The organism is Acinetobacter sp. ANC 3832 (assembly GCF_002135415.1).
In the GTDB taxonomy this organism is placed as follows: domain Bacteria; phylum Pseudomonadota; class Gammaproteobacteria; order Pseudomonadales; family Moraxellaceae; genus Acinetobacter.
In genome coordinates, this window is the sequence record NZ_NEGJ01000010.1 from 92,038 (window position 1) to 115,723 (window position 23,686).

Genomic DNA, 23,686 nt, shown 5'->3' on the forward strand with positions numbered 1-23,686 from the left:
TCTATGAAATTTTATAAACCTGAGTTAATTAATAAAAAGCAAAATAGTATTAACCTAAGCCCGCCAAGTTTACTTGCCTTGGGTTTTTTAAGTTTTATCATCATTGGTACGCTTTTACTCAAACTTCCTTTTGCACATCATGGTGATCTGCCTTGGATTAAAGCACTCTTTACGGCAACATCTGCTGTAACGATTACAGGCCTTTCTGTGGTAAATATTGGCGATTCTTTTACCTTATTTGGTAAAATTGTCGTCATGCTTCTGATCCAATTAGGTGGCTTAGGTTTTATGACCTTTGCCATATTGGCTGCACTTAGCCTTTCGCCCAAAATTGGCTTAAAACAACAGATTATGGCGCAAGAAACCATTGGGCAAACCAGTTTAGCCAGAGCGACATTCACCGTTAAAGGCGTATTGCTCTACTCTTTGTTTTTTGAAGCCATTGGAACGACTATCCTAACCATTGCTTGGATGCAACATTACGAATTTAAACACGCTTTTTTCTATGCGCTTTTTTATAGTGTTTCAGCCTTTAATAATGGTGGATTTTCTTTATTCCCCAATAGCTTAATGAGCTTTTCTGACCAGTATATGGTCACTTTCACCATCAGTATGCTGTATATCATTGGTGGGATTGGCTTTGTTGTATTAATGGATATTAAAAGAGCCAAGCGTTGGAAAAAACTATCTCCCAATAGTAAGTTAATTCTTTCAACCATTGCGGCATTGAATCTATTCGCCTTTATTGTGATTTGGTGTCTTGAAGCCAGCAATCCACTGACCTTAGCACCGATGTCGTTTGGAGATCAGGCTGTTAATGCTTGGTTCCATGCCACAGTGCCACGTTCCTCAGGTTTTAACAGTCTTGAAGTCGGTAATATGAGTGATGCATCTGCACTCGTCACCATGATGTTGATGTTTATTGGGGGTGGCTCGCTCAGTACCGCAGGCGGTATTAAAGTCGGTACCTTTGCGATTATGGTATTGAGCGTGATTACTTTTTTACGTCGCTCAGATGAAATTACTATTTTCAAACACTCTATTTCTTACAGTGTCACCTTCAAAGCAATGGCTGTTATTGCCATTACATCGATGTTGATTTTAACGGGTTTCTTTATCTTGCTGGTTTTAGAACCCAATAAACGCTTTTTAGATCTACTCTTTGAAGCTGTTTCAGCTGCCTGTACTGTCGGACTTTCCCGAGGAATCACTGGAGACTTACACCCCGGAAGCTTAGTAACGCTGATGATTTTGATGTTTGCAGGACGTTTAGGACCTCTCACACTCGCTTATTTAATCGCGACACCAAAGAAAAGTCGAGTGAGCCATCCCAATGCAGAAATACAAGTCGGTTAGCATTTTACAATTATAAACTGATTACTAAAGCCATAAAAACCGCTTAATTGAGCGGTTTTTATTTTTATGATGTGAATCAATTATTGATTAATACCAATTCATCAATGAAACACCCAATCCGACATACGTCGCTCGATGATTATAATCAATCAGACTTTCACCATAACCATCAAACAATTGAAAATGGCCACGAAGCTTCCCTTTAATTGGGAATGCCCAATCAAACTGTGCAGCACCATGTGAATCATCACCACCTTTCAGTGAATGTCGTAACATGAGCGAAAACTCATGATCATTCCAACGATAGAATCCCGTGATATCACCCCGACCCATATAGTCTTTAATATCTGGATTATTATCATCTTTAGCATCTTCTTCTATTCGATACCAAGGACGAATCATCATTGCAAAATTTCCTCTTTCGAGACCTAAATTCAGCATCACACGGTTCCAACTGCGTGATAACGGATCCGAACGACCATTCGACTGATGGTTAAAGGTCATACCGAGTAAGCGACCATTTAAACCCAACAATTCATAATTGGTTCTAAAAATTAAGCTGGCTTCTGGCTCATAATTGGTTTCACGAAATGGGCGTGACTCTTCCGAGTTGTAAACTTGCCAACGTGATGACTGGGTATAACCGAGCCATAAATCACCATTATTACCAATCAGATTTTCAGCTGCTTTGGTTTTTAGTGAAATTTGAAACTTTGCTTCAGTCGATTTTAAATTTTGATCAGTGGTTTCAGTATTTTGTGGATTTGGACTGGAAGGCAATTCATTTTTACTGCTTGTCCAAAATGCAGGAAGTAAATAAACAGGCTGATTCGCCCGAATATTCCATGTCCCTAACTTACTATTTTCTGAAAGCTCCCAACGTTTATCCAATAACGAAGTGTTTGGATCGATCTTATCACCATGAATGGTAAATAGACTTTGCACGGTCTGTTCAATTTTGGCAGGAAGTGTTGCAGGCTGTGCTTTTACCATTGCCATTTCTTGAGCAACACGTTGCTCTGAAACAATCACAGGTGCTTGCGCATTCGTTGTTTTAAAAATTTTATCATAACAATCTAAACGATCTGCATTTGCTTCCAATGCAACACATGCCTGTGTACTCGCAGGATTAATTTGCGCAGTATCATCCGCTTGTGCAATAGACACCAAACCAAAACTGAGCATCGTAAGGATGCTCAGATTTAGTGGAGTCCGTTCAAATGATTTGAACGACATAAATGTCTCCAGAAATTCTATTTTTTAATTGACTTGTTTAATTTCAAAACCTAATTGTTCTAAAGTTTCTTTTTTAGCAACAGGTGCAACCACTGCTTTAACAGCCTTTTGTTCAACTAAGTAAGTTTGTGCTACACGTTTTAAATCATCCAATGTTACATCAAGTAGACGTGTTCTTAACTCACGTCTAAATGCAGGTGTACGCCCATGTAACAATGCATAACATGCAGTAATCGCTTCACCTGCTGGTGAACCAGGTTTATCCATACTTGAAACAAGTCCAAGAATTGCTTCTTCAAGTTGATGTGGCTGTTGTTCTGTATTCATCAACCATTCAATACTTGCTTCAAAGTCTTTGAACGTTTCAGCTAAGCGTGGATCACGGTAGCTGTAGAAACGGAATGAACATGCATTACCATCATAGCTTGCTCCACCACCATATGCCCCACCTTTCTCACGAATCGCACTATGTAAGAAACCATTGCGTAGATAACCTGCGAGTACCATTAATGGTGCTGCATCGGGATGGGATACTGCAACTGCATCATAAGCAGATGCGCAAAATTGAACATTGGCTTGAATTAACCATGCTTGGTCTAAATCGCTACTTTCTTGTTCAACTTCAGTTAAATACACAGGTGATTGATCAACTGCCAGTTTATTCCACACTTCTTGGATTTCTTCAACCAAACGCTCAGATTGATGCTCTTCGCAAACCAGTAAAAATTGTTTAGGTGCAAGCATTAAACCACGATGAATAGATTTTAATTCTTCAATGAACGCATCATAAGCAACATCGTCAGTTTCAATTTTAGTAACAAGTTCGCTTAACCAATTCAGTGCGCCTAAACCTGTATTTTGATAATCACGTTGCGCCAATGCACTCATATTACGAGATGCAATTTGCATCGCATAACTATGACCTGAACCTGATAAACGAGATGCCCAACGTGTTTTACGTTGTTGTAATAATTCAATAATACGATCTTTTTCATCAAAACGAAGTTGCTCAAAAGCCAGTTTTAATAATTGAATCGTATCCAATTTATTCGCTAACGATTTTGTCGTTAAGGTTAACCATGCGGTAATTTTACCTTTATCATCTGTTTTTGAGCGTAAAGATGCGCCCATCCCCAAACCACCACTAACCGCAGTTTGAATTTGTTGTAACTCAAGATAATCATGCTCACCTGCGCCCACTTCACCCATTAATACCGATAACAGGTTAAAATAAGGTGATTTCACGATTTGGTCAGGAATTTCAATCAACACTTGTTGATAATAAATACCATTGGTTCCTGCATGATACAAATTCAACGGGAAATCTGTTCCATTTGAAATGATTTCACGCAATTGACCTTGCACAATCGCCAATTCAGCAGGAATGTCTTCTAGACCGACTTTTGGTAATAAATTCAAATCATCTGGTGTAGATTGACGAATATTTAAAGCCTCGGTCTGTTGAATAATTTCAGCTCTTTCTGCTTCAGTTAACGCTTCACCAATTTTTGCCAAACGTGCTTTTTCTTCCTCAGCTTCTTTTGCAGATTTAGTTGCATCTGGAACCAAAGTCATTTGTACACGATGTGGATTATCTAAAAGATAGGTTGTGATTAAATTTGATAACCACATTGGATCTTTCAATTCTTCTTTAACTTCTGCAATCGCTGAGTCAACATCCCAAACATGAATTGGGTCATTATGATGAATTGCACTCTCCAACCCATTCAAAATTAAAGTTAAACCATAAGGTGTACCATCACCACTGATCTCACGTTGATGCAATTCAATTTGATGCAAAATTGCATCAACCATTTCAGGATCGACAGGTTTAGAAGCGACATCTTTCAGAATGTTTAAAACGCCTGTTTTAAATTCTACTGCATGTTCAGGATTAGAACCTTGTACGCCACAATAGAACGTCATTTCAAAATTAGAATCATCTACGCCCATAATTGGACCTGTCGATTGTGCATAACCACAGGTTTCTAAATAATGACGTAATGGAGAAGCCGAATCTTCTAATAAAATCCCTTCAACCAAACGCAAACCTAAACGTAATTTGATATCACTCGATTCTGGCAATAACCACGAAAGAATGTGATAAGTCTTATCTTTTAAGTCTTCTGCATCTACAGCATACGTTTCAGTCACTTCAATCGGTGCTGTTAAACGCTGTTCATGTTTAGAATAAAGCGTTTCACCTTTTTCAAACTTCGCCAAAGCCAATTTTTCAAACTGTTCTTGTAAGTTATAAGCAGGCTCATTACCAAATGTCATAAAAACAGCATTACTTGGATGATAATGTGACTTATAGAAAGTGACTAACTCATCGTAAGTTAAATCTGGAATATCTTTAGGATCACCACCTGAATTATAGTGATATGTCGTTTTAGGGAATAAATGATGTGCCAATTGATGATAAAGCTGATCTGAAGGCGAGCTCATTGCCCCTTTCATTTCATTAAAGACTACACCTTTATAAACAGGCTGACCATCTTCTAACTCAATCCGAATACCTTCTTGAGCAAAATCTAACGGATTTAAATTCGCAGCAAATGCAGCATCTAAATAAACTTCCAATAAATTTTGAAAATCTTTCTTATTTTGCGTTGCAAATGGATATGCTGTCCAATCCGCAGCAGTGAATGCATTCATAAAAGTATTCAATGAACGACGAATCATTAAAAAGAATGGATCACGTACAGGGAATTTCTCTGAACCACACAATGCAGTGTGTTCTAAAATATGTGCTGCACCTTTTGAATCCATAGGTTGCGTACGGAATGCAACAAGGAATACATTTTCATCATGCTTAGTTGCTAGGTGGTAATGCATCGCACCTGTAACTTTATGTTTATATTCAGAAACTAAAATATCTAAAGCTTCAACATGGTGTTGACGTACCAACTGAAACGCGGGATGAACAGTGTGGGCTATTGTTTCAGTGACATCTACAGTCATGTGATCTCCTCAAAGAGTTGTAATATTTAACTTAAATTGCATTATACATTCAGTATTCAATACAATTCATCCTTTAAACACCAAGTGATGACAATTTTAACCTATCATTTCAATCGGATTTATTTCTGAGTCATATAAAATCGGCTAAATAATTATTTTTAAATATAAATTTAACCATAGTTCTATTGTTTAAACGCTTTAAAGTTTACGATCAAATCAGAATATAAAATAGTGATTCATCTTTATATAAAAAGTCTGCTGCATACATTAAAATAATTTAAAACCAAGCACCACTTACATAGATGTGACTCATCAAAATACTTTATCCAACCGAATGGATTTTCGCCATTCATTGATGCATTTTAAAGCCTTGAACTTTACAACGACTGTGATTTTTCCAACTGATACAATTCACTATGAATGAAGATCGATTGTTTTAATTCCTCTGCATTCATATCATCCAATTTTTCCAACGCATCATATAAAAATTGGGGATCATCAGCCCGTAAACCAGTCAATCGAAGGTTAATTCTTTCCTGAATACCATATTCAGCAACTTCATATAATTCATCTTCACTCAGGCTTTCTAAAAGTTGTTTATTCATATTCACCCTCATTCTTCAATAAAAATAAAATCACTCTTATTCATATCTGAATAATGAACTTTCAGCAATATCACAAATAGAAGTATCAACAAAAAAATAAAGAAGCGCTAAATTTATATTAGATACTTAATATGGGTAATTTTAGGATTCAATGCATCATATTGATATTCATAAGCAAGACAGAATTTTGAGACATTTTCAGTATCTATAAATAAAGTCATTGGTTGAAAATATGCTTTGGTATAATGTTCAACATGAGCAAGTAAAATTTTACCAACACCCTGTTTTCTATAATTAGGATGCAGATAGAATCATATTAGTCGTGCGATTTTTGAGAATAATGATTTATTTCAATGCTTAGGCTATTTTCTAGTTTTAACTCAATCCAAAGTGAAATGGTATCTCTCTCATTTGAATTAAAATAAACATGCGCAATCAACTATGACTTATCCACTTAGACAATTTTTCCAATTGAAATAATTCAGCATGAATACGAATCGATTTTCTTAATTCTTCGACATCCATATCCTCTAGTTTTTCTATTTCATCATATAAAAACTGCGGATGATCTTTTTGTTTTCCTTCTAATCTCAACATAATACGTTCACGAATACCAAATTCTGCAATTTCATATAGCTCATATTGATTCATTTGCTGTAAAAAGTATTCATTCATTTTACTACCTCACTGGATTTGAGGAAACCACAATATAAATGATCAATTTATGTGCTTTTCAAACCGCACCATAAATAAAAAGTACACATTCTGAATTGAGTCAAAATTAACTTTTGAGCAATGGTGTGTTCTGCTTATTGGAGAAAGAGTTTGAAATATAAATACAGGTTAAAATTGCAATCAAAAGTACAGCAGAAGCAGTAAATCGACTTAAAGCCAAACCACCATGATCAAGAGGTTTATCTAGAAAGTCACCAACCACAGCACCAAGCGGACGAGTTAGAATAAAAGCGGACCAGAATAATAATGTACGAGAAATATTAGTCCAAAAATAAAGCCCAACAATGACTGCAATCAAGCCTGTGTACAGCATAATACCGCCACTATAACCTAAGCCTGCTGTGTCTGCAGACCAGTCACCCAATGCCGTACCCAGTGTCTGTGAAAATGTAATCGTCAACCAGTAAAATAACTCAGCTCTCGGATGATTCACCGAATGTGGTGAAATACTACCTTCGACTTTGTGCCAACTGTATAGAGAAATTAACACTAGACTGAGCAATAAGGTACTACCACCAACATAGCCTATTCCTAAAGAGCGATCGACAAAATCAGCCAATGTAGTCCCGACTGTTGTACTGGCAATAATTGTGAACCAATATAAGTAGGGATGATAATCCTTAGAACGAATCTGAAAAAACACAAGAACGATAAACAATACTGCAAAAATAAACGTTCCAACGAGATAGCCTAAATTCAGTGACATGGACACAGCATCACCTGCTGTTTCACCAAATGTCGTGGCAAATATTTTAGTGATCCAGAACAGTAATGTGATTTGAGGGACTTTAGAAACAATATGAAAAACTGTTGTTTGATTCATGACAACAAACTCAGAAAGAGAATAGAACTATCTTGTTTTAATTCGCTTAAATACAGATTAAATTTCAAACAAACGAATACTTTAATTTATAAAATGTAGTCTTAAAACTATTCAACATTAGATTCTCTCCATCCTAAAAAATCATTAAAGTGACTTAAGAAAGTAAAAATACTGAATTTTATTCATCAAACTACTGTAAAACTGAGCATTGGTGTAAACTTTAGTTTTTTAAACATTGATGTGACGAATAACATGGCTACAGTTGATCTTTTTGCAATTGGTAATGCACTTATTGACCAAGAATTTAAAGTGACAGATGAGTTTTTGACTCAACAGAATTTGCAAAAAGGCACCATGCAATTAACTGATGGTGATACTCAAGCGCAGTTATACAATAACTTAAAAGCGAGTCAAACGTATAAAGGGCAATCTTCTGGTGGATCTGCTGCTAATACGACTGTTGCTTTCAGTGCATTAGGTGGTTCTGCATTCTATGCTTGCCGTGTGGGTAATGATGAATTAGGTTCAATCTACCTCAAAGGTTTAAATGAAGCCAATATTCAAACCACAACTCAATCCATCAGTGATGGTGTAACAGGTACATGTATGGTTCTCGTCAGTGATGACTCAGAACGTACCATGCATACTTATTTAGGCATCACGGCTGAACTATCAGATACACAAATTGATTTCGAACCGTTAAAAACAGCAAAATGGCTCTATATCGAAGGTTATTTATCAACCAGCGACACTGCTCGTCAAGCAGTTAAACAAGCACGTCAAATTGCTCGTGAAAATGGTGTAAAAATTGCTTTAACGTTATCCGATCCTGCGATGGTTCAATATGCACGTAGTGGCTTAGATGAATTGCTCGATGATGGTGTAGACCTGATTTTCTGTAATGAACAAGAAGCAATAATGTATACAGAAACCAACTCAATTGAAGCTGCTTTGGTTAAATTGAAATTACTAAGCAATGATGTTGTCATTACACTGGGTGATAAAGGTGCTTTAGTTGCCAATGCAGATCAACATATTCAAGTTACAGGTCGCAAAGTAACAGCAGTAGATACTAATGGTGCTGGTGATGCATTTTCAGGCTCATTTTTATATGCTTTAAATTCAGGTTCAACTTTACAGACTGCTGCTGAACTTGCAATTCTAGTTTCAAGTGAAGTTGTATCGCAATTTGGTGCTCGTTTAGATGTTGCTGACTATGCTAAACTTTTGCAAAACTTTCAAAAGGAATGTGCATAACATGTCAAAAATTGCGATGACAGAAGAAATTCCTGAAAGAGAAGCTCGTGCTTTCGACACAGATGATGGTAGAACCATTTTTATCACTCAGCGTGATGGAGCTTACTATGCCTATAATAATGTTTGCCCCCACCTACAAACGGAATTGGAATTTTTAGAAAACCAATTTTTAGATCGAGATGGCGAATATATTGAATGTGCTACCCATGGTGCATTATTCAATGTTGAAACAGGCGAATGTATTTCAGGTCCATGCTTGGGTGAGTCACTTGAAAAAGTCGATATTAAAGTTCATTCCGATGGCGGCATTTATATCCAAAACTAATCAATAATTTTAGGGACAGCCATGCTCGATTTTTTCTTCGAACCTGATCTTATGCCGTTTCATATCAGCGTCGTACTTCTGATATTACTCAGCATGGCTGAAACTTTTGGTTATTATATTGGGCTTCGTCCAAGTACTTTTTTTAAACGTATTTCACCCGATTGGCTCACTAACTCTCCTTTTATTCAGGTGAAATTTGCAAAAGTTCTGATTGTCGTATTTTTCCTTATTACCTTTAGTTTTGCAGGTTACTTTTTACAATTAGCTGTATATGCCAGCCAACATCAATTTTTCCCTTGGTATTACATTATTCTACCTGCTTTAGTCATTGCGATTTTCTTTACCGTATTCATGATTCACTGTTTAGACCAAGTGATTAAACCGACTCTCGCTCGCACTCAAGTCAATTTACTGGGTCGTTTAGCTACCGTTTCCAGTGGCAGTGCGCGCCCTGGTTTTTCTGCACAAGCGCGTGTGCGTGATGAGTTTGGACAACTACATTATGTTCAAGTAGAACCTGAATTTGGTGAGCTAGAACTTCAATCTCAAATCATTTTAATTCGTTTTAGAAAGTCACATTACATTGCGAAAAAAATCTCTAAATCGAATGCTCTTTTTAGTTCTGAACAGTTTTAGATTTAATCATGTTCATGACAGCTATTTTGTTTTACATTAGATATCCCGCAAAACGTACAATTGTTTGTTGCATTTTATGAGTTATGCAACTTGTCTATTATCAGCTCTATTTACTGTCACACAACCTAAAATATTTGACAAGAATTTTTATTTTAAAAATTAATCTTTATTTTTTAGAAATTCAATTTCCTCATATATTGCATTTTTTTCAGATAAATATGAAAATTTATTATAGATTGGTTCTACAGCATCTGGGTATTGATCTGTTATTAAAAGAACTGTATAAAAAGGTGAGAATACTTTAATTAAAATATTTTTGTTAATAATTATTTTTTTCCAAAATAAAATCTTATTTACATCAACTTCGCTCACCTTAAACTCATTATTCTCATAAAAAAGATAAAGTAAGTTATTTTTATAATATAATATTGCATTTTTTTTATTTTTACTCCAGTCATAAAATTCGTAATAAAAACCTCTAATTCCATGTATTTTCACCTCGCCCAAAGCAACCTTAGTTCTTGACAGAACAGACATTGCCTCCAAATCAAATTCAATAATTTCAGAATATTTATCATAAGCCTTTCTTGACTCTTTAATCAGCAATAAAATATTGTTATTAATCACATATTACTCCTTTAGCTACAGCTACACTTGTACCCCCACCTACAATTCCCACAGTGTAATAAATGTTGGTTCCACCAGATCTTTTTAAAATTTGTTCAGGTGTTTTTATTCCTGCCAAAGAAGCATAATCACTAATATGCCAATTACTTTTAAATGGCTCTAGCCAACCTTTCCGATAACTAATTTTTAATGCATTTCTCATTTTTACAGCTTCTTCTGCTGTTTTTGCAATTGCAGGAATTCTTTTCGCTTGTAAAACATATCCCACCCGCCCCGTTGGAACCATCACTCCTCCAGCAAATTGAGCACCATTATAAGCAAGTGAACACTTATTAACACCACTATTAGTACCCATTTTTTCACGAATCCAATTTGTACCTCCCATACTTACACTATCACCAAATCCAGCTGCAATGTTTACAGTAGTATCAGAAGGTTCATACCCTGTAGTATCATGAATTAATTTAAAAGCTGGATCCATGAAGGTTTCATCCAATCCCATCGGATCAACCCACTGATTCGGATCACTCACATAACTCGAATTATTAAGCCCACCCATCAACCCTATCGGATCTTTACTCAGATACCGTGCACTATGCGGTTCGTAATATCTGTAACGGTTATAGTGTAACTCTGTTTCTTCATCATAATATTGCCCTTGAAAACGGATGTTACTTTGTTCCAATGGATTATCTTGGTTTGTTGTAGTAATTTCTAATGCTGTACCCCATGTGTTTTGCTTAATCTCCCAAACACATTCACCCAATTCATTACTCAGCGTTTGTGGTGTTCCTACTTGGTCGCAGTGATAGAAAGCAATGCGTTCTAACTTAGCTCGGTTACGGCTTGTATCATTACGCCATACAGGGTCTTTTTGTATCGAATAGGCTTCTGTTTTAAATCTACTGTAGTCTGGGGTTTCTATGAGTTTCATAAAACCTGCATAGCCTGTTTGAAATAATGGTACAAAGCTATTCGGTTCATACACATAGTGTTTGGTGTAATTGTTCTGCTGGTTTTGTTCTACATTATGCTTTGAATTTTCTTGTTTTTGATTTGTTTTTTGTGATTCCCACACCATCAAATCACCATCCCAACCAAATAGGGTCAGTTGGTTTTGGCTGTTCACATGGCTGTTTTTATACAGGCGTCGTCCAAATACATCGTAACCGTATGTTGTGATTTGCCCATTGTGGTCACTTTGAATGAGCCTATTTAAGTTATCCCATGTCAATTTAAGAGTTTTTCCTGCTTGGGTCGTTTCAATCACATTGCCCTGTGCATCATATTTATAGTATTTGCCTTGGTATTGTTGAATCAGGTTATTTTTAATTTGGCTTGCTTGTGTCGCAATCGGATCAATCAAATTACCCGCAGGGTCAAAAGCGAAGTTTTCTGTGTTTTGTGGATTTTGGCTTTTTATTAAACGCCCAATAGGATCATATTGGTAATTCAGTTTACCCAGCCGACTATCATCCACTTAAGTCAGTAAATAGTTTTTATCGTAGTGGTAATGGCGTTCGGCTTGGTATTTGTTACTTTGTTGTGGATTGAGTTGTGATGCCAGTGAATTTTGCGTTTCTTGTTCAGCTTGAATTAGTTGTGAACTGAGTAAGCCTACATCGTTGTAGTTCTTTGTTTGAACCAACCCATTGGCAAGGAAGCGTGCCGTTTCTCGATGTAAGTCATCTCTTTTAAATGCCACCATATCTTGTTGATTGAATGCCACACCATAAATATGACCTGAACCATAACTTAAGTTGCTTTGTTCTTGTCCATCTGGGCGAATAGTTTTACTCAGGTTACCCAATTCATCATATTCGTAGCGTAGTACGGCTGTGACTGGGGTGAGATGTGGCACTTTGTAGTGTTGATGTTCACGTACTAATTGCCCCAATGCATTGCGGTAAAAATCGTTTTGGCTGTCGAGGTTACTCACCTTACTCAATTGGTTGTTCAGGTTGTATTCGAATTCTTCAGTTTGTGTATGGCGGGTTTGTAGATGACTATAGGTTTTTGAGGCGATTTGCCCATCAGTATGATAGCCAAATTGAGTCAGAGTATCCGGTTGGCGAATTTGGAACAGTCGTCCATTTTCACTGTAGCTGTAGTGTTTTTCTTCGCCATCAAAGGCTTGTTCTCGAATCAATTGTCCATAATGATTATAATCAAATAGATATTCAGCATGGTTTTGATTGATGAGTTTTTTGATTCGACCCTGCTTGTCCCACTGGTAGCCAATTTGATGTCGATTGGCATCAATTCGTTGTTGTAATAATCCCACTGCGTTATATGTATAATGTGTGTTTAAGCCTTTGGTATCAGTATGCTTAAGTAAACGTCCTTCTTGGTCATGTTCAAATTGTTCTTTTAATCCATCAGGATAGATAATTGCCTGTAGTTGCCCTTTGTCTTTGCCACTTTCACTGTAGAGATACTGTACTTTTTGGGCATCCGCTGATTGTTGTGCGTTCAGTGTTCCATCTTCATCATATTCCCAAGCACTTTCTTTGCCTGAACAGTCGCTATAGGAAATCATCTGTCCTAAATCGTTGTATTGAATTTTCTTGGAGCCACCTTTAGCATCAATCACTTCAACCAGTTGATGGTCATTGTTGTATTTATATTCGGTTGTATGTCCGAGTGGATTAATTTCTTTGCCGATATTGCCATCTGCATCGTATTCTTTTTTCCACAGATTGCCTTCGGGATCTTTGGTTTCTGTAACATTACCTTGTTCATCATAAGCAAAGCGAATCACGCCACCATTTGGCTGGACAATTTTTACCAATTGGTCTTGATCATTGTATTCTTGTTGAGTTTCTCGTGCTTCAAAATCAATTTGTCGTGTAATGCGTTTGTGTTTGTCTCGTGAAAACCATGACTCTCGCCCATCCGCCAAACGTGTACGATAAGTAAATCCGTCTAGATCGAAATAGTAGTATGTTGGGACTTCATAAGCATCATAGACCGCCACTTGTCTTAGGCGTGGGTGCCATTCTAATCGGGTTTTAAAGCTACCGTCATCTGCCCATTCTTCAACAGCTTTGGCTTGAGCGGATGTAGATTCATAGCGAATGTTTTGCCCACGCCCAGTACGGTCGCTATAACGAGTCAGTTGATGATTACTGTTGTAATAATAAGAACGTAAATGTCCATTTTGATCATAAGCTTTGACTAGATTTCCCTGTTGATCATATTGATAGCGTGCCAAAGGTTCCGCTTGTTCATCTACAAAGATCGCAATAATTTTAAGTTGTTCGTTGTATGCAAATTTAAGGCTTTGTTGTGTGATCTTCAGTTGAAAATCGACAGTTTGTAAATAAGCTGTTTGATTCACCAAAAGATAGTTTAAAACGACTTGCTCTTGGGTGGCTTCATTACTTTGTAGTACTAAGTGATAGTGTCGTCCGCCATTAAAACTATGGAATTGAAAATCCCATGCGCCACCAAAATTTAAGACTAAATCACCATTTTCAATAGGTTCTACTGTCAATCCTTCAAAAGGCACATGATAAGCTTCATAGAGAATTGAGGATGGAAATTGATGTTTACGTCCTTTTGCATCTATAAATAAATAACCCTGTTTATTTTGAATGATTTGATTGGAAAATGGCATCATCCAGCGTGAACCCATCATGCTGTCATCAAACTCTTCTAGTTGTGAGTTGTATTGACGGCTAAAGGCGAAACCTAATTTAGGTAAATAAAAATCGGCATGATTGACACGTTCTGCACCAATCGAATAACTAATACTGTCTTCTGTTTGCGAGTCAGGACCTTCGCAGGGTGGCGCACTTAAGGCATCTGCTTGTAAACTGACAAACTCTAAGGTATCTCCAATGGTATGCCGTTCTAATTCACCTGTTTGGGTAATTGGAACACTGGCACTGATTGCCCCTCCCAGGGCTTCTATGGCTTTACGGGTTTCTGAAATTAACCAAGCCACTGAATATTTTAAACCTGAGTTACTCTGCTGTTGTATAGCAGAACTTAAGCTTGTTAAGGCTTGAGTGGCACTTATTTGTAAATGACTGCCTAGAAGAGTTGGTATTTTGGGTGTTAAGTTTGCCACTGAAGGTGTGGCTATTAAATCAATCAGTGGAGATGCCCAATTGGTAAATTGTTGATTAGGATCGCGTGTATCCGCACTTGCCCCACCTCCGCCACCCGCTAAAGCAGCAACTGCACCCAAACTAACGGTTGGTGCAGCCAAAGTTGTGAGAATTTGTGTACCCAATGCAGAGGCACTTGCTAATAACCCACCTAGCTTGCCACTGGTATCCAGCAGAAATTTACCAATATCTCCTGCCATTTTTGCATTTAAATGCAAAGCCATGCGCTTGATATCACCTTCACGAATCTTACCATTTTCTTTATATAAGCAATCTGCCATTAATCCTAGCATTGGACGGAGTGCCATGCGTACATGGGCTTCAGCTTGTGGTGCAAGAAATAAACCGATTAAATTAATACTAAGTAATGCACTTTGTTGAACACCGAGTTCACCTTGTTTAGGCACAAGTGCATATAAAATTAAATCTAAAACACTACCTGTCAATGCAAAGACATTCGCCACCATGGGCACATTGGCTTTCGGTTGTAATTGCGCTAAATTGGTATTTCCGCAACTGTGTAAAAAACGTTGAATTTGATTGGCCATCATTTGATGGTCTGTCACAGTCACGACACTTTCTAGATTAAAAACAGCAAGTTCCACTGGAGCTGGTTTCTGTTCTTTTTTTTCTTGTTGTCTGTTTTGAGCTTGTTGTTCAGCGCCGCTCTTTTTAAAATCTTGAAATGACATGTTGTTTTCAACCCTATAATTTTTTTATTGCTTATTTTTAAAATAAAAGTATTGAATCTTAGTTTGGTTTATTCCGTGCATTCATCGCTTCTGCATCACTTGCATTCACTTCGCGCACTGTTTGTGTAATGGTTAAATTGCGAGATTCATAGATATCTTGACGTAGGAAGTTGTCTTCAACCAATATCGGTTGTTCTAATGGAGATCCGTGAAAAAAATAGAATTTCTGTAATATTCCATTTGCACTAATATTTTGAATATCGTTTAGCATCTTTTTATAACCAATATTTATTAGAAAAATAATTTAAAAAACAAAGAATAAAATATATACAAATCCATCAATACTTAGAATGTAACCACAATCATGCGGAATTTTCAATCAAAAGTTGAAACAAACGAAATATATGCACCCTCAGCATAATAAAAAAGGACAATCAATTATTGGTTTGATCAAACATAGGATACTGTAAACATAAACCTCAATAGACATCATTTATAAATTTTAACAAGCACTTTATTTTTTCATCGAAGGATAAATAAAAGGCCTCATGCGAAAAATCTAATAGCTTTTAAAGCTAATTAAATAGCGATTCACACTCACAAACAAACCCAATCACCATATAAAAAATTGTTAAGTTTTTTATATCAATTCTTTTTATCCGTCTTTTTAAGTTATAAAATTATGCAAAATCCATCACATTTATAATTTTATAATCTCACCATTTTACATATTTTGACTTGATAAAAATCAACCACATTTCGCATTATTATTGTTTAATCCGACCACTTTAATCAGATTAATTTTTAAACCGCACTATTTTAGTTGGTTTTAAATTAAATAAACAATAGTATTTTAGTTGGTTTTATTTTTTTAATCCAAACTAATTTAATCGACTTTAATATATGTATTTTTTAGTTTATTTTTTGACATACAAAAATACTAAATAATTGTTTTATATTAAAAAAATAATATATTTTTATTTTAATTGTTAAGCCTATTTATTTTTTGTTGTGTTTTGTTTAATAATACAGTGAAAGTTAAATAATAGGCTTGTCTCATGAGTATAAAATCGAGAGATGTAAACCGTCGACTTGTTAGAGAAATCACGATCATTTTAATAATTAAGATCGTCATTTTATTAACAATCAAACACATTTGGTTTGATGCGCCGACGATTCCTAAAAACTTTGACAATCAAGTTGCTGAGCGTATTGCTGGCAGTCCTTCCCCAATCAAGGAGACACGTTGATGATTTCTGAAAGCGTGGTCGATCTTTCGCGGTTCCAATTTGCAATGACCGCGATGTATCACTTTATATTTGTACCGTTAACTCTAGGTCTCGCATTTATTCTTGCCATCATGGAAACCACGTATGTGATTTCAGGTAAAGAAATCTACAAAGACATGACCAAATTCTGGGGAAAATTATTTGGTATTAACTTCGCCCTAGGTGTAACAACTGGTTTAACCATGGAGTTTCAGTTTGGTACAAACTGGGCATATTACTCGCATTATGTAGGTGATATCTTTGGCGCACCACTTGCTATTGAAGGATTAATGGCATTCTTTCTTGAATCAACTTTTATTGGTTTATTCTTTTTTGGCTGGGATCGCCTCTCTAAAGTTCAACATTTAAGTGTTACTTGGTTGGTTGCTATTGGTTCAAACTTATCTGCCTTGTGGATTCTAGTTGCCAATGGTTGGATGCAAAACCCCGTTGGTTCAGAATTTAATTTTGAAACAATGCGTATGGAATTGGTTGACTTCGGTGCGCTCATTTTCAACCCTGTTGCTCAGGTTAAATTCGTACATACGGTTTCTGCAGGTTATGTGACTGGTGCGATTTTCGTCTTAGCAATTTCAAGTTACTACATGCTTAAAAAGCGTGACTTACCCTTTGCACGTCGCTCTTTTGCAATCGCTGCGATTTTCGGATTGGCTTCAACACTTTCAGTGATTTTACTGGGTGATGAATCTGGTTATGAACTGGGTGATGTACAAAAAACCAAACTGGCTGCTATTGAAGCAGAATGGGAAACTCACCCTGCACCTGCGCCATTTACTTTATTTGGTATTCCAAATCAGCAAGAAATGCGTACTGATTATGCCATTCGTATTCCATACGTGATGGGGATTATCGCAACACGCTCGCTCGATAAAGAAGTCACAGGTATTAAAGATTTAATGGTTCAACATGAGGTTCGTATCCGCAATGGTATGGTCGCTTATAGTGAACTTGAGAAACTTCGTGCAGGTGATCGCTCTCCTGAACTTATGGCTTCATTTACTGAAAATCAAAAAGATTTAGGTTATGGCTTACTTCTTAAAAAATATTCACCGAATGTGGTAGATGCTTCTGAAGCACATATCAAAGCTGCAACTAAAGATACTATTCCAAACGTAACAGCATTGTTCTTCTCATTCCGTGCAATGGTTGCTTCAGGCTTCCTCATGTTGCTGTTGTTTATTTTGGCGACATTTGCAGTGGCTAAACGCAATGCTGAAAACAAACCTTGGTTACTTAAATTCGCACTTTTTGCCCTACCTTTACCGTGGATTGCTGCACAAACAGGTTGGTATGTGGCTGAAGGTGGTCGTCAACCTTGGTCAATTGGTGAAATATTACCAACACACCTATCAGCATCAAGCTTGAGTACAGGTGATGTTTGGGGCTCAATCATTGCACTTGCTGTGTTCTATACCGTGCTTCTGATTATTGAAATGTATTTAATGATCAAGTTTTCTCGCTTAGGACCAAGTTCATTACATACAGGCAAGTACCATTTTGAAAAATTAGAAGCAGCTCAACAAAAAGCTTCTCAGGAGGCACAATCATGATCGAATATGAACTCCTTAAAATCATCTGGTGGGTTTTGGTTGGTGTACTACTGATTGGCTTTGCACTGACCGATGGCTTCGACATGGGCTCAATGGTACTTATGCCATTTGTGGGTAAAACTGATAATGAGCGTCGTGCTGCAATCAATACAATTGCACCACACTGGGAAGGCAACCAAGTTTGGTTTGTAACCGCAGGTGGTGCTCTATTTGCTGCTTGGCCTATGGTATATGCAACTGCTTTCTCTGGGATGTATTGGGCTCTTTTACTGGTTTTATTTGCACTGTTCTTACGGCCTGTCGGGTTTGACTACAGATCTAAACTGCAAAATACGCAATGGCGCACATCTTGGGATTGGGGTTTGTGTATAGGTGGTGCTGTTCCTGCACTGGTTTTTGGTGTGGCATTTGGCAATATGTTCTTAGGTGTACCATTTACACTCGATGAAACTGTACGTTCAACCTACACAGGGAGCTTCTTTGCGCTACTTAATCCATTTGCATTGGTCTGTGGTCTCGTCAGCTTATCTATGCTGTGTGCGCATGGTGGCGCATGGTTAATGCTTCGTACAGATGGTGACTTACGTCAACGCTCTGCGAAAGCAACACAGCTGATGGGGATTATCTTCCTTATTAGCTTCTTAGGCGCTGGAGCTTGGTTATACTTTGGTAATATTCAGGGTTATACCTTAGTACAACCATTTGATACCAATGGTGTGGCAAATCCATTAGCCAAAGAAGTACTCACCAATGCAAACCCAGGTTGGATGAATAATTATTCAACTTATCCAATTACAATGCTTGCACCTATTGTTGCAATCTTAGGTGGAATCATCATTATCTTAGCTGCTGGCAAAGATAAAGCTGGCTTAAGTTTTGCTGGTTCAACATTAGCAGTCACAGGTTCAATTTTAACAGCTGGCTTTGCATTATTCCCATTCCTTATGCCTTCAAGCATTAATCCAACTGTAAGCTTAACCATGTGGGATGCTGTTTCGAGCAAAAATACACTGACCGTCATGACTGTTGTGGCCGGTATCTTTGTTCCTCTCATCGTGTGCTACACAACTTGGTGTTACTATAAGATGTGGGGCGTAATTACAAACAAACATATTCAAGAAAATACACACAGCCTCTACTAAGGCTGTGTTCAAGGAGAATAAATATGTGGTATTTCGCTTGGATTCTTGGTGTTTTGATGGCATGTTTTGCAGGTGTACTCAGTGCGCTGTATATCGAACATCACCAAGATTTGGATGAGGAATAATCGATGACAGAGATTGCAATGACAACAGAAGAAAGAAAGCCGAACAAGATTGCAATGGCCATTTCGTTTTTGATGGCATTGCCTTTAGCAGCAGTATTATTGATTCACCCTAGTTTAATGCTAGATTCCAATGGGCACTATAACCATAGTGCGATGATGATGATTATGATTGGTATTTCAGGTGGATTTATACATGGTGTTGGATTTCTGCCAAGATTCTGGTTATGGAAATGGTTATTTAGCCCTTATGTCGCATGGCCACTCATGCTATGGGGCTATTACACTTGGTTCTTAACCTGATTCCTGAATTTTAAAAGCCCTGAATATTCAGGGCTTTTTTAACTTTAGCTTTTCAAAAATTTTTTAGAATGATGATTTGAAAAAATAAAATCTTTGATATCTACCATAAACCTTTTTATTTAAGAAAATAGCAAGCCTACTAATACTATTTCAATATCGCTATGATTCATTAAGTTATCGGCTTTGCCATTTCGATTAAATGTAACTCGACTAGAGGCTGTCCTACCCCTGCATCTACTGGATAAATATCCTTAACACCTGTTGGCACATAGCCACGGCGTTCATAGTACGCAATCAATTCTAAACGCACATTCAATACCCACATCACATACTCATGCACTTGTGCATTTTCTTTGATAAATTCCTCTGCATAGCTTAAGACGTGTTTACCAATACCTAAATTTTGATATTGAGGTGCAATACTAAATGTTCCAATCTCCACACTAGACTTCAAAAAAGTCAGCCCTATACATGCCACTATTTCATGATCCAACTCAGCGACAATGAGTTGAAAATTGTCTTGTACCCAATATTGTTCAAGTTGTTGCTGATTAATTCGATCACCTTCCACAATTTCAGTTTCACTGGTCCAACTACGCCCCACATCAGAACGATAAGCTGAATTCATCAATTCAATTAAAAGTGGAATATCTTTATGTTCCGCAGTTCTATATTTTAAATTTTGCATCATGAAATAGAAAAAAGACCAATGAATTGATCTTTTAACATGTATAAATTTAAAACGGCAATTGTTTTCACTGCTGTTTCAATGCTTCTATTTTACTGCGTAGCAACCCAGCTCATAAACTTCTGACGTTCAGCCTTAGATGCTTTTTGCCAAAGTTGGATCAATTGCTGATCTGCTGAATTGGCAGAATTCGAAATAGGTGCGACTGTGACAGCAGATGCCACATTGCTAGATTGAGCAACTGTTGTAGAGCTTGCATATACAGGTGCAGGCTGATTGGTATTTTTCTTTTGTGTTAAATCAAATGTACGCCCAAACAAACCACCCGTTAACCACGGTTTAGCTTCATTATTTGCACCTGTTTGCTGAACTACCAATTGATTATTTTTATCATACAAAGCAATCGTCGGTTGTTCAGCGTATTTCTTCGCATCATCAAAATTGGTAGGTGCATTAACCAATGCTAATTTATAACTTTGACCATCTTGTAAATTGGGTGCTTGAATAGTCACAACACCTGATTTTAAGATGTCATGCTCACCACTCAAATGCTCAAAATATTGCTGGTAACGCATACTAATTGAGGTATTGCCTGCATCAATTTTAAAATCATTTTTTTTCGTTCTTAATAAACCTGCATTTACTTCTTGATCATTCACTGCAAGTATCACAATTTCTTCTGGTGTTGAAATAGTCACTGCTGAAAAAACAGAACTACTCATCATTAAACCCAATATGATCAAACCATACTTGAATGTCATCTGCATTACTCTTATCTCAAAAATTGCGTTGTCAAAAAACTGTAAAATTTAATGCACTATGCAATGTAGTGATGACAATTTTATGACAACACACTTTCCAAAGAACAAGCCACTCAAAAATAAAAGCTTTTCTTAGTGAAATTTATTTTATACCTAGAACAATTCACAATTTATATATCAAATTAATTTTTTTTGACCTTAATGAACATTTCAAATCTATTGATTTAACCTTATAAAGTCATGTCATAAATTTTATATTGTAAAAAACAGGTTTAGATAAGCTCTTTAGTTTTTCCTTTAAACAGCGAAACAAAGAGCACATGAATACTCATGCAAAAGCTTTAAATAGAATTAAAAAACAATTATCTAATATATTATGGAAAATATATGAAAAACAGAATAAGACTCAAGTTTAAACCCTTTCTACATGCGTTGCTTTTGAGCACAAGCACCTTAACTGCGTACACCTTACCTACCATCACCAATGCTGCATCAACAAGTACAGCAACGCAAATTAGCCCTGTACAAATCGCACAAGTCGTATATGGCATCAAAACCAATATGACTCAACGAAATTTAACCAGTGCTGAAAAGAATTTATACCAACAGCTTTATGCCTTAGCAAATAATCAACAAAACATCTATGACCCGACGATTACGTCTATTCCTCAACAATATGAGAATATTCGCGCCAAAATCCGACTACAGTTTTCAACTGTACAACAACTGGCAGTAGCAACTTATGGAAGCCAAGCACAACAAAAAATCTTACTTGCTAAAAATAGCTTTATTTTAATGTATTACGATGCATTGAGTCGAAATAATCCAAAGTTCTTCTGGTCAAATTTAGGCGCTTTTGTAGCAAATGATGTCCGCTCCAATTATGCACTGACCTTTTCTTTGTCTAATGCTTTAGATCCCTTAAACGTGACCAATAGTCAAAATATTCTGATTGCTGGCATGTCTATACCGACATTGCAAAGCACCATCATGCAGGCAAACAGTACCCTTGTGAATGGGCAAGCAGATGTTATGGCGGATATTGGTGGCTTGAGTATTATGCACCAACATTATGATTCTACTGTACTTGCTCAACAACTTGCCAGTTATGGACCTAATTTAGCCAAAGCCTTTCAATTACAAAAAATAGCCGATGATCAATCGCTTCAGACGGGTCTTAACTCTTCACAATTTAAACAAAAAGCAACAGATGCAGCGATTGCCTTTGGTATTCATGAGCAAGAAGTGATTTTACAACCGATGTGGGATAAGCCATTAATGCGTGATTTTGCCAAAATTAATGATTTCATGCTCAGCCTTAGTCTTGAAAATATTGGCTTACGTGGTGATATTTTTATTGGCGTGAATAAGTTTAAGCTGATCTTTACACCTTATTTAATTATCCGTGCACCACTCAGTGCGACCAATTTAGCAGCTGTAAAAGATCGTATCGCGATTGCTCGTAATGGTTTTCTAACATTAAACGAATGGAAGCAAAATATTCTATATTCGCCATGGATTCCGACCTACCAAGCTCAATTGGGTAAAGGAGATGGTATCTACCAACCTGTTGGTGCAAGATAAATTAGCCAAATAAAAAAGAACGCCATTTGGCGTTCTTTTTACAATGCTACTTTCTGTTTATTTAACTTAGTTAAAAGTTTTAAAACGTACAGCATCATCCATAAATGTTTTTTCGCCTGCAGGTGCTTCAATTGAACCAAATACAAGTTGTGCACGTAATTTCCAACTTGCAGGAACATCAAATGCTGCTGCAACTTGATCATCTACAATTGGGTTATAGTGTTGTAATGAACCACCAATACCCGCTTCAGCCAATGCAGTCCAAGTTGCAAATTGTGCAATTGCAGTTGAATGCTCAGCCCAAACTGGGAAGTTATCTGCATACAAAGCAAATTGTTCTTGTAAGCCTTTAATGACATCCATATCTTCATAAAACAATACAGTGCCTGTACCCGCAATAAAGCTATTTAATTTTGCACTTGTACCTTCAAAAGCTTCTGCAGGAACAATTTTACGTAAAGTATCTAAAACGATTGTCCAAAACTTCACATGTGAATCATTAAATAAAATCACAGCACGTGATGATTGTGAGTTAAAAGATGATGGACTTTGTTTTACGGCTTCTTTGATAATTTCTTCAATCTTCGCTTGATCTAAAGTAACATTTTTACCAATTGCATAAATTGAACGGCGTTGTTTGATTTGATTTAAAAATGACATGCTGTAATCCTTGTATGACCTATTCGGTCTCGTTCTTAAGATGTTGACAGTGTATAAATTTATAAACAATTCGTCAGCATTATTAAAATAACAATGTGTTCCATTTTTGGAACAATCTATCGAATTTATGCCTATTCAAATCGCTCACTTATTTCCTTCCGACTCAAGAAAAAGATGGTGCTCTTGAACCAATATTCATTCTTTTTTCACTTAAAG

The 23,686-nt window shown here is 36.7% G+C and carries 21 protein-coding genes and 1 pseudogene; 10 read left to right on the top strand and 12 right to left on the bottom strand.

Going from position 1 to position 23,686, the window contains the following annotated elements; all coding sequences use genetic code 11:
* Window positions 1-3 precede the first annotated feature (3 nt).
* The gene (locus tag B9T35_RS13755; protein WP_086191668.1) at window positions 4-1,356 is read left to right on the top strand and encodes a TrkH family potassium uptake protein; all 1,353 of its coding nucleotides are present in this window, start codon (window positions 4-6) and stop codon (window positions 1,354-1,356) included.
* A gap of 87 nt (window positions 1,357-1,443) precedes the next feature.
* Here the strand turns inward: B9T35_RS13755 and B9T35_RS13760 are convergent, their stop codons facing one another.
* From B9T35_RS13760 to B9T35_RS13780, 6 genes are all read right to left on the bottom strand, one after another.
* Entirely contained in the window at window positions 1,444-2,592 is a 1,149-nt protein-coding gene (locus B9T35_RS13760) for a phospholipase A (protein WP_086191669.1), read from the bottom strand.
* Between the two features lie 24 nt (window positions 2,593-2,616).
* Window positions 2,617-5,556: an insulinase family protein gene (locus B9T35_RS13765; protein WP_086191670.1), complete on the bottom strand. Its 2,940-nt coding sequence runs from the start codon at window positions 5,554-5,556 to the stop codon at window positions 2,617-2,619.
* A gap of 377 nt (window positions 5,557-5,933) precedes the next feature.
* Window positions 5,934-6,161: a hypothetical protein gene (locus tag B9T35_RS13770; protein ID WP_086191671.1), complete on the bottom strand. Its 228-nt coding sequence runs from the start codon at window positions 6,159-6,161 to the stop codon at window positions 5,934-5,936.
* Window positions 6,162-6,274: 113 nt separating this feature from the next.
* Window positions 6,275-6,466: a GNAT family N-acetyltransferase gene (locus B9T35_RS18860; protein ID WP_416202444.1), complete on the bottom strand. Its 192-nt coding sequence runs from the start codon at window positions 6,464-6,466 to the stop codon at window positions 6,275-6,277.
* Between the two features lie 130 nt (window positions 6,467-6,596).
* Window positions 6,597-6,836 carry a hypothetical protein gene (locus tag B9T35_RS13775; protein ID WP_086191672.1) on the bottom strand — a complete coding sequence of 80 codons (240 nt, stop codon included), beginning with the start codon at window positions 6,834-6,836 and terminating at the stop codon, window positions 6,597-6,599.
* Window positions 6,837-6,942: 106 nt separating this feature from the next.
* Window positions 6,943-7,719, bottom strand: a complete 777-nt coding sequence (locus tag B9T35_RS13780; protein WP_086191673.1) for a hypothetical protein — start codon at window positions 7,717-7,719, stop codon at window positions 6,943-6,945.
* 252 nt (window positions 7,720-7,971) lie between these two features.
* On the opposite strand from B9T35_RS13780, the gene B9T35_RS13785 reads away from it, so the two are divergent.
* From B9T35_RS13785 to B9T35_RS13795, 3 genes are read left to right on the top strand one after another with little or no spacing between them, the layout of a single operon-like run.
* On the top strand, window positions 7,972-8,976 hold the full coding sequence (locus B9T35_RS13785; protein WP_086191674.1) for an adenosine kinase: 1,005 nt from the start codon (window positions 7,972-7,974) through the stop codon (window positions 8,974-8,976).
* A 16-nt stretch (window positions 8,977-8,992) separates the two neighbouring features.
* Window positions 8,993-9,301, top strand: a complete 309-nt coding sequence (locus B9T35_RS13790; RefSeq protein ID WP_171264288.1) for a Rieske (2Fe-2S) protein — start codon at window positions 8,993-8,995, stop codon at window positions 9,299-9,301.
* A 21-nt stretch (window positions 9,302-9,322) separates the two neighbouring features.
* Complete coding sequence (locus B9T35_RS13795) at window positions 9,323-9,937, top strand: OB-fold-containig protein (protein ID WP_086191676.1); 615 nt, start codon at window positions 9,323-9,325, stop codon at window positions 9,935-9,937.
* Between the two features lie 159 nt (window positions 9,938-10,096).
* On the opposite strand, the gene B9T35_RS13800 is transcribed toward B9T35_RS13795, so the two are convergent.
* The 3 genes and pseudogenes from B9T35_RS13800 to B9T35_RS13810 form a co-directional block, all read right to left on the bottom strand.
* Complete coding sequence (locus B9T35_RS13800) at window positions 10,097-10,564, bottom strand: hypothetical protein (RefSeq protein ID WP_086191677.1); 468 nt, start codon at window positions 10,562-10,564, stop codon at window positions 10,097-10,099.
* A 490-nt stretch (window positions 10,565-11,054) separates the two neighbouring features.
* Window positions 11,055-15,371 (bottom strand): annotated as a pseudogene (locus B9T35_RS13805) (RHS repeat-associated core domain-containing protein); the annotation flags it as partial.
* Between the two features lie 58 nt (window positions 15,372-15,429).
* Window positions 15,430-15,642, bottom strand: a complete 213-nt coding sequence (locus B9T35_RS13810) for a hypothetical protein (protein ID WP_086191678.1) — start codon at window positions 15,640-15,642, stop codon at window positions 15,430-15,432.
* A gap of 787 nt (window positions 15,643-16,429) precedes the next feature.
* Here B9T35_RS13810 and cydP point away from each other — a divergent pair.
* Genes cydP through B9T35_RS13835 form a run of 5 tightly spaced genes read left to right on the top strand, consistent with a single transcriptional unit; the run spans window position 16,430 to window position 19,777 of the window.
* Window positions 16,430-16,621 (top strand): cytochrome oxidase putative small subunit CydP, encoded by a 192-nt coding sequence (gene cydP, locus B9T35_RS13815; protein ID WP_086191679.1) that lies wholly within the window; start codon window positions 16,430-16,432, stop codon window positions 16,619-16,621.
* Window positions 16,621-18,210 (top strand): cytochrome ubiquinol oxidase subunit I, encoded by a 1,590-nt coding sequence (locus B9T35_RS13820; protein ID WP_086191680.1) that lies wholly within the window; start codon window positions 16,621-16,623, stop codon window positions 18,208-18,210. The genes cydP and B9T35_RS13820 overlap by 1 nt, the downstream gene beginning before the upstream one ends.
* Window positions 18,207-19,352, top strand: coding sequence for a cytochrome d ubiquinol oxidase subunit II (gene cydB, locus B9T35_RS13825; RefSeq protein ID WP_086191681.1), 1,146 nt, complete (start codon window positions 18,207-18,209; stop codon window positions 19,350-19,352). The genes B9T35_RS13820 and cydB overlap by 4 nt, the downstream gene beginning before the upstream one ends.
* Before the next feature lie 23 nt (window positions 19,353-19,375).
* Window positions 19,376-19,477 (top strand): cytochrome bd-I oxidase subunit CydX, encoded by a 102-nt coding sequence (gene cydX, locus B9T35_RS13830; protein ID WP_004653762.1) that lies wholly within the window; start codon window positions 19,376-19,378, stop codon window positions 19,475-19,477.
* A 3-nt stretch (window positions 19,478-19,480) separates the two neighbouring features.
* The gene (locus tag B9T35_RS13835) at window positions 19,481-19,777 is read left to right on the top strand and encodes a cyd operon YbgE family protein (RefSeq protein WP_086191682.1); all 297 of its coding nucleotides are present in this window, start codon (window positions 19,481-19,483) and stop codon (window positions 19,775-19,777) included.
* 169 nt (window positions 19,778-19,946) lie between these two features.
* Here the strand turns inward: B9T35_RS13835 and B9T35_RS13840 are convergent, their stop codons facing one another.
* The gene (locus B9T35_RS13840) at window positions 19,947-20,465 is read right to left on the bottom strand and encodes a GNAT family N-acetyltransferase (RefSeq protein ID WP_171264286.1); all 519 of its coding nucleotides are present in this window, start codon (window positions 20,463-20,465) and stop codon (window positions 19,947-19,949) included.
* 92 nt (window positions 20,466-20,557) lie between these two features.
* A complete protein-coding gene (locus B9T35_RS13845; protein WP_086191713.1) occupies window positions 20,558-21,226 on the bottom strand; it encodes a DUF2057 domain-containing protein in 669 nt (222 codons plus the stop codon).
* Between the two features lie 387 nt (window positions 21,227-21,613).
* Between B9T35_RS13845 and B9T35_RS13850 the strand changes: the two genes are divergently transcribed.
* Window positions 21,614-22,810 carry a hypothetical protein gene (locus B9T35_RS13850; protein WP_139842036.1) on the top strand — a complete coding sequence of 399 codons (1,197 nt, stop codon included), beginning with the start codon at window positions 21,614-21,616 and terminating at the stop codon, window positions 22,808-22,810.
* A gap of 66 nt (window positions 22,811-22,876) precedes the next feature.
* Here B9T35_RS13850 and B9T35_RS13855 read toward each other — a convergent pair whose 3' ends face one another.
* The gene (locus tag B9T35_RS13855; RefSeq protein ID WP_086191684.1) at window positions 22,877-23,470 is read right to left on the bottom strand and encodes a nitroreductase family protein; all 594 of its coding nucleotides are present in this window, start codon (window positions 23,468-23,470) and stop codon (window positions 22,877-22,879) included.
* Window positions 23,471-23,686: the final 216 nt, after the last annotated feature.